Origin of the sequence: Kitasatospora saccharophila (assembly GCF_039529925.1) — a bacterium.
GTDB classification, from domain to species: domain Bacteria; phylum Actinomycetota; class Actinomycetes; order Streptomycetales; family Streptomycetaceae; genus Kitasatospora; species Kitasatospora saccharophila.
The window spans coordinates 13975-26486 of the sequence record NZ_BAAANS010000032.1; the positions used below are offsets into that span (position 1 = coordinate 13975).

13 protein-coding genes are annotated in these 12512 nt (G+C 74.8%); 2 read left to right on the plus strand and 11 right to left on the minus strand.

Annotated elements, in window-relative coordinates:
• Positions 1-7: 7 nt before the first annotated feature.
• The 5 genes from ABD345_RS22825 to ABD345_RS22845 all read right to left on the minus strand — a co-directional run bounded on the left by ABD345_RS22825 (position 8) and on the right by ABD345_RS22845 (position 3509).
• The gene (locus tag ABD345_RS22825; protein WP_344554450.1) at positions 8-742 is read right to left on the minus strand and encodes a TetR/AcrR family transcriptional regulator; all 735 of its coding nucleotides are present in this window, start codon (positions 740-742) and stop codon (positions 8-10) included.
• 102 nt (positions 743-844) lie between these two features.
• The gene (locus ABD345_RS22830) at positions 845-1069 is read right to left on the minus strand and encodes a tautomerase family protein (RefSeq protein WP_344554451.1); all 225 of its coding nucleotides are present in this window, start codon (positions 1067-1069) and stop codon (positions 845-847) included.
• Between the two features lie 74 nt (positions 1070-1143).
• Positions 1144-1890 carry an SDR family oxidoreductase gene (locus tag ABD345_RS22835; protein ID WP_344554452.1) on the minus strand — a complete coding sequence of 249 codons (747 nt, stop codon included), beginning with the start codon at positions 1888-1890 and terminating at the stop codon, positions 1144-1146.
• Between the two features lie 126 nt (positions 1891-2016).
• Positions 2017-2991: a DUF1152 domain-containing protein gene (locus ABD345_RS22840; RefSeq protein WP_344554453.1), complete on the minus strand. Its 975-nt coding sequence runs from the start codon at positions 2989-2991 to the stop codon at positions 2017-2019.
• A gap of 158 nt (positions 2992-3149) precedes the next feature.
• A complete protein-coding gene (locus ABD345_RS22845) occupies positions 3150-3509 on the minus strand; it encodes an arsenate reductase family protein (protein ID WP_344554454.1) in 360 nt (119 codons plus the stop codon).
• Positions 3510-3783: 274 nt separating this feature from the next.
• Between ABD345_RS22845 and ABD345_RS22850 the strand changes: the two genes are divergently transcribed.
• Complete coding sequence (locus tag ABD345_RS22850) at positions 3784-5037, plus strand: PP2C family protein-serine/threonine phosphatase (protein WP_344554455.1); 1254 nt, start codon at positions 3784-3786, stop codon at positions 5035-5037.
• 77 nt (positions 5038-5114) lie between these two features.
• Here ABD345_RS22850 and ABD345_RS22855 read toward each other — a convergent pair whose 3' ends face one another.
• The 6 genes from ABD345_RS22855 to ABD345_RS22880 all read right to left on the minus strand — a co-directional run bounded on the left by ABD345_RS22855 (position 5115) and on the right by ABD345_RS22880 (position 11636).
• Positions 5115-6029, minus strand: a complete 915-nt coding sequence (locus ABD345_RS22855; RefSeq protein WP_344554456.1) for an ABC transporter substrate-binding protein — start codon at positions 6027-6029, stop codon at positions 5115-5117.
• A 332-nt stretch (positions 6030-6361) separates the two neighbouring features.
• A complete protein-coding gene (locus tag ABD345_RS22860; protein ID WP_344554457.1) occupies positions 6362-6949 on the minus strand; it encodes a hypothetical protein in 588 nt (195 codons plus the stop codon).
• 112 nt (positions 6950-7061) lie between these two features.
• The gene (locus tag ABD345_RS22865) at positions 7062-7559 is read right to left on the minus strand and encodes a hypothetical protein (protein ID WP_344554458.1); all 498 of its coding nucleotides are present in this window, start codon (positions 7557-7559) and stop codon (positions 7062-7064) included.
• Positions 7556-9319, minus strand: coding sequence for an alpha/beta hydrolase (locus ABD345_RS22870; RefSeq protein ID WP_344554459.1), 1764 nt, complete (start codon positions 9317-9319; stop codon positions 7556-7558). Before ABD345_RS22870 ends, ABD345_RS22865 begins: the two co-directional genes overlap by 4 nt.
• Before the next feature lie 2 nt (positions 9320-9321).
• Positions 9322-9654, minus strand: a complete 333-nt coding sequence (locus ABD345_RS22875; RefSeq protein ID WP_344554460.1) for a WXG100 family type VII secretion target — start codon at positions 9652-9654, stop codon at positions 9322-9324.
• Positions 9655-10091: 437 nt separating this feature from the next.
• Entirely contained in the window at positions 10092-11636 is a 1545-nt protein-coding gene (locus ABD345_RS22880) for an MFS transporter (RefSeq protein ID WP_344554461.1), read from the minus strand.
• Positions 11637-11762: 126 nt separating this feature from the next.
• Here ABD345_RS22880 and ABD345_RS22885 point away from each other — a divergent pair, with 126 nt between their 5' ends.
• The gene (locus ABD345_RS22885; protein ID WP_344554462.1) at positions 11763-12419 is read left to right on the plus strand and encodes a TetR/AcrR family transcriptional regulator C-terminal domain-containing protein; all 657 of its coding nucleotides are present in this window, start codon (positions 11763-11765) and stop codon (positions 12417-12419) included.
• The last annotated feature ends 93 nt before the right edge of the window (positions 12420-12512 follow it).

A 12512-nucleotide genomic window follows, 5' to 3' on the forward strand; every position in this document is an offset into this window, starting at 1 on the left:
CGGTACGTCAGGCGGTGGAGGGGTGCTGGAGGGTGCCCAGCCAGACCAGCAGCAGGGCGGTCTCGGCCTCGCCCAGCGGGCCGGTCCGCTGCTTCAGCTGAGCCTCCAACTGGCGGGCGGCGGCGGCGAGTCGGTCCTCCTCGGGGGCGGCCGCGGCGGCCGACTCGTCCAGGCAGGCGGCGAACACCGCGTCCCGGACCCGGGTCGGCAGGGCCGGGTCGGCGAACCGCTCCGGCTGGGAGAGCAGGCTCAGGGTGACGCCGACGTTGGCGGCCAGGATCGTCTGCGCGGCCTCGTCGGTGGGGATCCGCAGCGCGCCGACCGCCGCGCACCGCTCCAGGGTCCGCTTGAGCAGCTCGAAGATCCGGGCGGCGGTGTCCGGCACCTCGGGCAGCACCGGCGAGAACATCAGCCGGTACAGCGCCCGGTTGGAGAGCGCGAAGTCCAGGTGGTCGTCCCAGCCCGCGCGCAGGTCGGCGACCGGGTCGGCGGTGACGGCCAGGCTCTGCTTGCGGCCGATGTAGCGCTCGAAGCCGTGCGCGACCAGCGCGGTCAGCAGGCCGTTCTTGTCGCCGAACAGCCGGTACAGCACGGGCTGCTTCACGCCGACCGCCTCGCAGACGGCACGGGTCGAGACGTCGTTGTCGGGGGACTCCTCCAGCAGGTCCTCGGCGGCCTCCAGCATCCGGGAGCGCAGGTCGCCCGTCCCCCGGGGGGTGCTGCCGGTGGTGGCGTCGCTCATGGCCTGCTCCTCGGTTCCTCGCTGCCCGGGCCAGCGTAGTGGAGAGCGGGTCCGCCCCGGCCCGGCGCCGTTGCCGCCTCGGCCGGGCCCGGGGCGACGCCGCTACGCGGTCGGGGCGGTGTCGACTCCGTTGATCATGTCGGCGGTCAGGACGTGGCCGCCGATGCCCCAGCCGCCGTCGGCGACCTCCTCGACCAGGACCATGGTGTTCTGCCGGGCGCGTTCGCCGTAGACCTCGGCGTACAGGTCGGTGACGCGGTCGACGATCAACTGCTTCTGCGCCGGGGCCAGGGTGCCGGCGGGAACCTTGAAGTTGGCGAAAGGCATGGAGTTCTCCTCGTGCGGACGGGGTGGGACGGGGTGGAACGGGACGGGGTGGAGCGGGACGGGGTGGGGCCGGGTCAGACGATGCCGCCGTTGCTGCGGATGTTCTGGCCGTTGACCCAGCGGCCGGCCGGGCCGGCCAGGAAGGCGGCCAGTTCGGCGATGTCCTCGGGGACGCCCAGGCGCTCCAGCGGGGACTGGGCGGCCAGCCGGTCGACGGTCTCCTGGTCCTTGCCGTCCAGGAACAGCGGGGTGGCGGTGGGGCCGGGGGCGATCGTGTTGACCGTGACGTCCCGGCCGCGCAGCTCGCGGGCCAGCACCAGGGTCAGGGCCTCGACGGCGCCCTTGCTGGCCGCGTACGCCCCGTAGCTCGGGAACTGCAGCCCGACCACCGAGGTGGAGAAGTTGATCAGCGCCCCGCCCCGGCGCAGTCGGCGGGCGGCTTGCTGGGCGACCACGAAGGTGCCGCGGACGTTGACCCGCTGCACCTCGTCGAAGTCGGCCAGGTCGAGTTCGGCGACCGGGGCCAGCCGCATCACGCCCGCGGTGTGGACGACCACGTCCAGCCCGCCGAACTCGGCCTCGACCAGGTCGAACGCGGCGGCCATCTCCTGCTCGTCCGCGACGTCGCCGCCGACCGCCAGGGCCCGGCCGCCGGCCTCGGTGACCTCCGCGACCAGGGCTTCGGCCTTGGCCCGGTTGCCGGAGTAGTGGACGGCGACGGGGTGCCCGGCGCGGGCGAGCTGCCGGACCACGGCCCGGCCGATGCCGCCGGAGCCGCCGGTGACCAGGGCGACCCGGGGTGCTGCTTCGGTGCTGGACATGGCGGAACCTCTTTCGTCTCGGCGAAGCCGCTTATCGTTGATCTCGCTCTGCTGTTGTCAACGATAACACCAAATCGTTTCGACGCTACGGAGTTTCTGTTATCAATGAAACGCGGTGGACGCCGGTCAGTGCGGGAAGGCCCGGGGCGGGCGCTGGTGGGGGAGGGAGTCCTGGAAGCGTCCGATGGCGGAGGCGATCTGCCCGATCAGCACGGTGTGCTCCAGTCGGTCCAGGTAGAGGTTCCGGGCGGCCAGCGCCTCGACCGTGGCGCCGAAGTACAGCGTCATCAGCGGGTTGACGAACAGGGTGCTGTCGCCGGTGCGTTCGGTGAAGCGGACGTCGCCGAACTCGCCGCGCAGCGCGGCGGCGATCGAGCCGTGCACGATGCTGGGGTGTTCGGGGCACTCGTCCCGGGCGTGCGTGACGGCGTCCAGGTAGTGCGCGGCCTCGGGGGAGTCGGCGGGGATCGAGAAGGCGCCGAGGTAGCCGCCGTCGCGCTGCAGCGCGGCCAGGTTCTCCAGCACCAGGCTGTGGTTGACGCCGTGGTAGGCGTCGATGCCGAAGCCGAGCGCGGCGACCAGCCGGTGCGGCACCTCCGGCATCCCGGCGACGGCGGCGAGCGAGGCCATGTCCTCCTCGGGGGTGCCGAGTCCGGCCTCGTCGCCGCGCAGCAGGATGTCGGTGCCGCCGTCGACCAGCAGGATCGCGTCGATGTCCAGCAGGTCGACCAGCGCCCGGTAGGCGGCCCGCAGCGGCTGCACCCCGGTCGGCGGGAACGCCCAGACGGTGTCCGGCAGCCGGGCCTCGTCCCGGTGCGCCCGCAGCCAGCGGGCCAGCGACCGTTCGGGGAAGTACCGGTCGGCGGACCGCACGTCCGGGGTGATCCGGGCCAGCTCGGGCGCCGCCCAGACGTCCAGCCCGAGGCCGTGCAGACTGCTGAACGAGGAGTTCGCGAAGTGCACTTCGCGCCCGGCCGCCCGCAGCGCGAGCCCGATCGGCAGCCCCGCGTACACGTCGAACCCGCCACCCGCGCCGGCGATCAGGATCCGCTCCGCGGCCAGCAGCCGGGTGAGCAGCGGGGGTTGCAGCAGACTCGTCACCAGCGGAAGGTACCAGGCGGTCGGCCCGGCCCCGCGGCTGTCGGTGGCGGTGGGCGGAGTGCCCGGCAGGTTCGAGGGACTCGACGCGATCGCCCGGCCGCCCCGGTAGGCCGGAGCGGGCGGGCGGGCGGGGGCGGGGCGGGGTCCGGGGCGGCGGGTCAGTGCGAGAGGACGTCGTCCAGCGCGTCCGGGGTGCGGCCGATGACGGTGTAGCCGTCGTCCGCGGTGATGATCGGGCGCTGGATCAGCTTCGGGTGCGCGGACATCGCCTCCACCCAGCGGGCCCGGTCGGCCTCGTCGCGGCCCCAGGAGCGCAGGTCCAGCTCCTTGGCCGCGTCCTCGTCCAGCCGGGCCACGTCCCACGGTTCGAGGCCCAGTCGCTCCAGGACCGCCGTGAGCTCGGCGGCGCTGGGCGGGTCCTCCAGGTAGCGGCGGACGGTGTACTGCACGCCGGCCCCGTCGAGCGCGCCCAGGGCGGTGCGGCACTTGCCGCACCGGGGGTTGATCCAGATCTCCATGGCCGCCCAGCGTACCCAGTGCCCGCCGCCGCCCCGGCCGCGACGCGGGAACCCGGCGGGTCCGCCGCGACCGGCCGGTCCCGCGCGGCTACCGCACCCCCCGGTGCTCCCCGGCCGGTCCGGGCGGTGACGCGGCTCACGGCACGTCCCCCCGTCCGGCCGGAACGGGCCGAAGGTCCCGAGCCGTCGGGACCTTCGCGAGCGGTGACCGGCCCGGGCCGCACGCGACCATGGAGGGAGAGCCGCATCCGCACCGGCCGTCGAGGAGGCCAGCATGACCGCGCCGCCCGTCCCCGCCGCCCGGCACCGGAACGCCCGGCACCGGAGCGAGTCCGACCGTCGGAGTGAGCCCGGGCACCGCAACGGGCCCGAGCACCGGAACGAGCCCGAGCGCCGGGGGCAGCCCGGGCGCCGGGGCGAACCCGTGCCCGGGACGGCCCGGGAGGCCGGGGCCCGCTGGGAGGCCGCGATGGCGGCGGCGCTGCGCACCCCGACCTGGGTGCGGCTGCTGCCCGTCCTGCTGCTGGTCGCCGACCTGGTCATGGAGCGGTCCATCCCCAGCTCGATCGCGGCGGGCTTCCTGCTCACCGTGATCCCGGTGGTGGTCGCGTTCAGCAGCGGACCCGCCCTGGTCGTCGGCTCCACCGCCGTCACCGTCGCCCTGCAGGCGCTGCTCGCGCTGCGGGCCGGCCACCTGACCGAGCAGCACCACATGTGGACGTACCTGGCCACCGTGCTGGCCGGCGCGATGGGCGCCGGGCTCGCCGCGCAGCGCCGCCGCCAGGCCCGCGACCTGGTCCGGATGCGGACCGTCGCCGACACCCTCCAGCACACCGTGCTGCGCCCCGTCCCCGCCCGCGCCGGGGGCCTGCGCACCGCCGGGCTCTACCACCCCGCGGAGGCGGACGTCGGCATCGGCGGCGACCTGTACGAGGTGTGCGAGACGGAGTACGGCACCCGGATCCTGCTCGGCGACGTCCGCGGCAAGGGGCTGGACGCCGTGCGCACCGTCGCCGACGTGATCGGCGCGTTCCGGGTCGCCGCCCACGAGACCGCCGGACTCGGCGAACTCGCCGACAAGCTCGACCGGCACGTCCGCCGCACCGCCGAGCAGGACGGCGACCGCGAACTCTTCGTCACCGCCGTGCTGCTCCAGCACCGCCCCGGCGAGGACCGGATCGACCTGGTCAACCGGGGCCACCTGGCCCCGCTGCTGCTCGCCCCCGGCAGCGTCGGCACCGTGACCTGCCCCGAGGACCTCCCGCTGGGCCTGGGCCACCTGGCGGCCGGCCCCGCCGAACCGCCCGCCACCGTCCCGCTGCCGCCCGGCCGCACCCTGCTGCTGCACACCGACGGCCTCACCGAGGTCCGCGACCGCACCGGCGCGTTCTACCCGCTCGCGGCCCGCCTCGGCACGCTGCCCGCCACCGGCCCGGACGCGGTCGTCGCGTTCCTCGACCACGACGTCCGCCGCCACGCCGGCGCGCTGACCGACGACGTGGCGGTGCTGGCCTTCAGTACCGCCTGAGGCGCGCCGCCCGGCCTTCCCGGGGCCGCCGCCCCGCCCGGCGGGCCCCCGCACGGGCCCGCGGCGCTCCGGGCGCCCTACGCGCCGTTGGTGACCGAGTTCTGGATCGCGCCGACCGTCAACTGGTGGTCGCTCAGCACCTGGTCGTAGGTGCCGTTGGTGATCAGCCGGTTCATCGCCCGCATCAGCGCGTCGCGCAGCTGCTGGTCCTCCTTGCGCAGCGCGATGCCGAACGGCCGGGGCTGCAACTGCGGGCCGCCGATGTCGAAGAGGGAGCCGTTGCCGACCGTCTGCGCGGCGTAGACGGCCTTCGGGTAGTCGGTGACGAACGCGTCCGCCTGGCCCTTGAGGTTCTCGATGGCGGCGGTGTCGCTGTCGGTCTCCATGATCGTCAGCGGGTGCCCCTCGCGGTCGCAGGACCCCTTCTGCAGGGTCACCAGGTCGTCGTGGGTGGTGCCCTTCTTGACCGTGACGGTGTGCCCGCACAGCTTCTCGACGTCGGTGACGCCCTTCGGGTTGCCCTTGTCGACGGCGATGCCGATGCCCGCCATGAAGTAGTCGACGAAGTCCACGCCCGGGTTGGCCTGCAGACCGCTCTTGTCGAGCCCCTGCTCGCGCTCCCGGGTGTCGGTGATCCCGGACATCGCGATGTCGTACTTCCGGTCCAGCAGGCCCGGCAGCACGTTCGCGAACTGCCCGACGTCCTGGAACTCCAGTCTGACGCCCAGCAGCGCGCCCAGTTTCTCCGCCAGGTGCGGGTCGAGCCCGTCCGGCTCGTTGCGGTCGTTGCGGTACACCACCGGCGCGGCCGTGAACGAGGCGCCGACCGTCAGCACCCCCGCCTTGCGCACCCGTTCCGGCAGCATCGAGTGCAGGTCCACCTGCCGGTCCGGGGCGTTCCCGGTCCCGACGATGCCGCACCCGCTCACCAGGAGCGCCCCGCCTACGACGGCGGCGAGCGCGGTGCGCCCCCGCCCGGTCAACTGAACCATGGCCCGTCATCTCCCCGTGGTCGACGCGGAACGCGACAAGCCCAGGGACGACGGACGGCACGGCGGCATGACGGCGGAACGCGGCATGGCGATACCGAGGAAGACCCCTCGGCCGGCCGCCGTTCCGGCTAGATCGTTCCGACTATAGCCAGCATGGTCACGACACCCCAATGCCACCCGCCAACTACCGTCCGTCAGAATCGCCTTGACGTCCGATCAGCCCGGATCGGCCCCGTTCTGTCCTGACGGCGCGTTATGTCCCCTGCGCTGAAGGCGAATTGCCAGGTCACGCCGGGTGTGCGGGTGCGCCGCAGGGGGTGGGTGCGGCGGGATCAGGACCAGGCGGGGTCCTCGAAGGTCGGCATGGTGTCCGGCCCGCCGTCCGGGGCGGTCGGCAGCGGGCTGGGGGCGGGGCCGAACGGGGCGCTGCTGCCCGGGTCCTTCACCCAGGCGTCGGCGACCACCGTGACGTTGCCGGGGACGCCGACGCTGACGCTCACCCCGGTGCCGTCGGGGGCGGAGGCGGAGGCCAGGTCGGGGGCGTCGGTGTCGTGCAGGGTGTAGCCGAGGCCCCGCCAGTACGCCCGGACCTGCTCCAGCAGCCGGGGCCGGTTGGCGTCGGCCACCTTGGTGAGCACGTAGCGGCGCAGGGTCAGCTGCGCGGTGCCGTCGGCGTCGCGGGCGGCATTCTCGTGCGGGACGGACCGGAACGCGTCGTCGGCGTACCGGACGGCGGGGGTGAGCGCCCCCGTGGTGCCGTCCACCAGTTCCTGCAGCCGGCTCCGGGCGGTGTCCAGCGCGACCAGCCGGCGGCCGCTCCGGGCGTCGCCGTCCCCGCCCCCGGACGAGCCGCAGCCCGCCGCGCCCAGCACCAGCACCAGCACCAGCCCCGCGACGGCGCCCGCTATCCGCAGCCTCATCCGACTCCCTCTCCCCTCCCCGCCTGACCTGTTCCGTTCCCGGAGCGGCTCTTCCGTCCCGTTCGTGGAACGGCCTGCCGCGTTCCGTCTCCGGAACGTTCTCCGACCGACCCTAGACCGACCAGAACGGGTCCTGCCGCCTGGGCATGGTGTCCATCGACCCGTCCGGGCCGATCGGCACCGTGCTGGCGCCGCCGAACGGGTACGAGACGCCGGGGGCGGCCAGCCCGTCCACCCGGGCCAGCAGCGTCCCGTTGCCCGCGAAGCCGATCCGGAACTCGGCCGTCCCCAGCGGGGACTTGGCCCGCAGCACGGGGAGCACCGGGTCGTCCTCGCCCTCCACCGTCCAGCCGCGCTCCCGCCAGGCCCGCCCGAGCTGGGCGAGCAGCTCGGGGTAGCGGCGTTCGGCCACCCGGGTCAGCAGGTAGCGCCGCTTCTCCAGGTGCGCGGTGCCGTCCGGCTCCCGGGTGAAGGCGTGCTCGTGCGCGACCGCGACGTAGGGGCCGTCCGCCCAGTGCACGGCGGGGGTGAGCGCGGCGGGGGCGGAGTCCAGCAGTTCGTCCACCGCGGACCGGGCCGCCAGCAGCTCGGGCGCCAGGTCGTCGTTCATCGGTACTCCTGTCCGGACACCCGGTCGCCGTGGCCGGAGACGATCAAGCCCATGTTGCGCAGCGAGTGCCCGTCCCGGCCGTCGCCCTGGTTCCAGTAGTCGGAGTGCGAGTCGAAGCCCAGCGGCCCGTCCGCGACGTCGAAGCGGTGCGCCCCGAACCCGCTGCTGGCCGGGTCCTGGCCGAACCACAGCTCGTGCGGGTCGTCGTGCCCGGCGATCTTGTCGCCGATGAACCCGCCGGCCGCCGCCCCCAGCGGCCCGGCCAGCAGCCCGCCGATGCCCGCGCCGATGCCGATGCCCTTGGCCTCGTCGTGACTGGGCAGGTGCGAGACCGGGTCGTGCTCGGCCGCGCCGACCCACACGTGGTCCGCGCCGACGCCCAGCTGCGAAGCCCGCTGCGCGCCGGTGCCGGGGGAGCCGACCAGGACGATGTCGTCCGCGGGGATGCCGCCGGGGCGCTGCGCGGCCTGGCCGACGGTGAACGAGCCGTACGAGTGCCCGAGCGCGGTCAGGTGCGCGGGCTCGCCCTCGTGCGAGGCGCGCAGGCCCTGCAGGAAGCCCTGGTACGCCTCGCCGCCCTGCTTGGCGCGCTCGTCGTCGGCCACCGCGAACATGTCGGAGCCGATGCCCTTGACCTGCGGGGTGTCGTAGCCCAGCCAGGCGATCGAGGCGGTGGAGCGGCTCGGGTCGAGGTCGTGCGCGGTCTGCCACAGGTCGCGGGCCCGGTTGGCGTCGCCGCCGCCCATGTTCTTGACCTCGGTGTTCAGCCCGGGCACGTACGCCACCACGTCGTCGGCGGTGTCCGGGTTGCCGTACGAGAGGGCGGCCCGGCCCTGGCCCTGGTCGCCGATCACCATCAGGTAGACCGGGGGCTGCTTGCCCTGCTCCTCGCGCAGCCGGCCCTGGATCGCCCGGAAGCCCTCCAGCTTCTTCGCGTCCCACTCGGAGAGGTCCTGGCGGGAGGAGAGGTCGGCGACCATCCGGTCCAGGTTGATCCGGTTGGCCTGGTCGCGGGCGGGCGTCGGGATGCCGTCGCGGTTGCCGAGCTCGGCGGGGTACGCCCGGAGCAGGCGCTGCTGCTCCTCCGGCGGGAGCGCCTTCCACCAGGCGTTCACCTCGGTGGGCGGGGCGTCCTGGCCGGGCATCCCGGCGTGCACCAGGTCCTCGGGGCCGCCGAACGGGACGACCGCGCCGAGCACGGCGCTGTTCAGCCGCATCGCGGCGGTGGCCGGGTCCAGCCCGGCGCCGGTGCGGGCGTCCTCGGTGTACTGGCGCAGGCGCCGCGCGGTGACCTGGTCGGCGTGCGCGGCCTCGGTGAGGGCGTCGGCGATCCGGTCGCGCAGTTCGGTGCCCTGCCGGGAGCGGTCCGGCGCGTCGGGGTCGTGGCGTTCGGCGGCGGTGGGCGGCGGCCAGGAGACCCCGCCGTCGTCGGCCACCGTGAAGCCGTGCGCGGCGGCGTCGGCGAGCGCGGCCCGCAGCTTGGAGCGGGCCAGCAGGAACGCCTCGGCGCCCTCCCGCAGCACGGGGGCGATCCGGGCCAGTTCCAGGTGGGCGGCGGTGAGCTTGCCGGTGGTCCGGGCCAGCGACTGCCGGGCCCCGTCGGCCGCGGTGCCGGTCCAGCCGGAGGCGCTCACCCGGCCGTCGACGCCGCCGCGCCAGGTGTCCGCGTGGCCGGAGAACTCGGCGGCCAGCGAGGCGTACGCGTCGGCGGCGGTGAACAGCCGGTCCGGGTCCGCGTCGCGGAGGGTGGGGACGTCCACGCTCACCGCCCCGTCAGCCCGGCGGCCGCGTCCTGCTCGGCGCGCCGGTAGTTCGCCGCGGTGCGCCGCAGGTTGTCGCCCTGCCGGTCCATCTCGGCGGAGAGCTCGTCCAGCAGCCGCTTCCACTGGTCGGTGCAGGCGTCCAGTTCGCCGCCGGTGCTCCAGCCGCGCAGCCCGGCCTCGGCCTCGTCGGAGGCGCCCAGCACCCGCGAAGTCCCGCCCGGCACCTGCTCGGCGACGCTGCCCGCGGTCTGCGCCGCCCCGTCCAGCTCGTCCGGCTCCACCCGGAACCCGCCGCCACCGCCACCGCCGCCGTCCGGCCCCACGCTCAGCACGCCATCCCCCAACACCGGTGTCGGTCCGACCACTTGAGCGGGCCATGCTAGCGAATGCGCAGCCCGCGCCCGCTCCGGTTCACCACATCGGCACTCCCGCCGCCCACCCTTCGCCCGCCCGTCCCCCGCCGTTCCGCCACCGGAACGGGCGAACCCGGGCCGGACGCGCTCGCGTCACCCGATCCGGCGAGAGTCCCTGCCGGGGGCTCGGCGGCGTGCGCATTCAGGGGCTCGGGGAACGGCGAGGCCCGGGCTGCTGACGGTGCACTGCCGTTGCGTGCATCGGCTTCGGGTTCTGCTCACTACACGCAGCAGCACGGACACTCCGATGGGCTCCGGCCACCAGCAGCATCGACTCGCCGTTCCCCGAGCCCCTGACGGGGCCACTGCGCAGCACAGACCGAGCCGTTCCCCGGGCCCCTCGCTCCGACGGGTAGTCAGAGGGCCGCGGCCGGTTCCGGGGTGGTGGGTCGGGCGGGTGCGGCCGTGGGGGTGGGCCGAAGGAGCAGGGCGACCAGGACGGCGGTGGTGGCGAGGGTCGCGGAGCCGCAGCGCAGGGCGAGGTGCAGGGCGTCGACGAACGCGGTGTCGACGGCGGCCAGGACGGGCGCCGGGGCGGGGGCGGCGGCCGGGGCGGCGTGGCCGGTGAGGGCGGAGACCGCGTGCGGCACGCCGTCGGCCGGCAGGCCCTGCCGGTGCAGGGAGTCGGCCAGTGCGCTCGTCAGCCGTCCGGTCAGTACGGCGCCGAGGACCGCGATGCCCAGGACGCCGCCGAGTTCGCGCAGCGTGTTGATGGTGGCGGAGGCCGTCCCGGTGCGCTCCGGGGCGACCCGGTGCAGCACCGCGATCGACACCGGGGTGAAGGTCAGGCCCATGCCGAAGCCGAGCAGCACCAGCGTCCACGCGTACGACCAGTAGTGCGCCTGCCCCGAGTACAGCGACAGTCCGCCGAGGCCCGCCGCGCACAGTGCGATGCCCAGCACCAGCGGCGTGCGCGGGCCGTGCCGGCCGGTCAGCCGGCCAGACAGCGGGGCCGCGAGGACGATCACGCCGCTCATCGGCAGCCCCGCGTACCCGGCGTCGGTCGGCGCCCAGTGCATCACGCCCTGCAGCATCAGCGGCAGGAAGAACAGCGCGCCGAACATGCCGAAGCTCACCATCAGCCCGCTCAGCATCGCCCCCGCGAGCACCCGGTCGCCGAACATCCGCAGCTCCAGCATCGGTTCCGCGACCCGCAGTTCGACCAGCGCGAAGAGCGCCAGCAGGACGGCCGCGACCGCCCCGCAGGCCAGCACCCGGGGGTCCGTCCAGCCCCGGCCCGGGCCCTCGACCAGCCCGTACACCAGCGCGCCCAGGCCGCCCGCGGACAGCAGCAGGCCCGGCAGGTCCACCCGCCGCTCGCGCGGCGCGACCACCGGCAGGACGCGGTAGGTCAGCACCAGGGCGAGCACCCCGATCGGGACGTTGATCCAGAACACGCTGGCCCAGCCGAACGCGTCCACCATCGGGCCGCCGAGCACCGGCCCCACCGACAGGCCCAGCGCCGAGACGCCCGACCACAGGCCGATCGCCCGGGCCCGCTCCTTCTCGTCCGTGAACACGTGCCGGAGGATCGCCAGGCTGCCCGGCGTCAGCAGCGCCGCGCCCACCCCCTGCAGCATCCGGGCCGCGACCAGCGCCCCCGTCCCGCCGGCCAGCGCGGCCGCGGCCGAGCCCAGGGTGAACAGCGCCAGCCCGATCCGGTACACCCGGGTGCGGCCGTACCGGTCGCCGAGCGTGCCGCCGGTCAGCAGCAGCGCCGCGTACAGCAGGCTGTAGCCCTCGGCGACCCACTGCAGGCCGCTGATGCCCGCGTCCAGGTCCCGGCCGATCCGGGGGAGGGCGATGTTGACGATGACGTTGTCCAGCATCGCCATGAACATCGTGACGCAGAGCGTGGCGAGCGCCTGCCACTTGTACCGGGCGCTCCTGGTGCCGTCCATTGCTTCCCTCCGGGCGTGCCGAGCAGCCCCCTAACGGTGTTAGGGGGCGCGATTGCGCACCCAGCATCGCCCTAACGGTGTTAGATTGCAAGCGCGAAACCGCGTCCGCCGCCCCGAGGAGCACCCGTGGCCCAGCCCCCCTCGCGCACCCTCACCCGCGAGCACATCGCCGCCGCCGCCCTGGCCGTCCTCGAACGCGAAGGACTCGCCGGGCTCTCCATGCGCAAGGTCGCCACCGAGGTCGGCGTGCAGGCCCCCTCGCTCTACTGGCACGTCCGCAACAAGGAGGAACTCCTCGACCTGCTCGGCGACGCGATCATCGCCGACGCCGAGATCCCGCTCCGCACCGGCGACTGGCGCGAGCAGTACCTGGAGTACGGGCGCCGCTACCGCGCCCTGCTGCTCGCCAAGCGCGACGCCGCCAAGGTCGTCGCCGGACGCCTCACCACCGGCCCCCGCGTCCTCGCCGTCCTGGAGGACCAACTCGACCGCCTGCGCGGAGCCGGCTTCGCCGACGCCGACGCCGCGATGGCCTCCTACCTGCTCTCCGCCTACGTCCAGGGCTTCGTCCTGCAGGAGCAGTCCCCGCTCTCCGCCGCCGAAGCGGCCGGCGCGAGCCGCGGCCAGGTCTCCCGCGCCGCCGGCGAGACCTTCCGCGCCCTCCCCGCCGAGACCCACCCCAACCTGGTCGCCCTCGCCGAGCACCTCACCGACCCCGACATGGACACCCGCTTCGAATTCGGCCTCCAGCGCATCGCGGACGGCCTCGCGGCCCTGCTCTGAGCCCCGACAGGGGCTCGGGGAACGGCGAGGCCCAGTCTGCTGACGGTGCACTGCCGGAGCGCGCATCGGCTTCCGGTTCTGTTCACGACACGC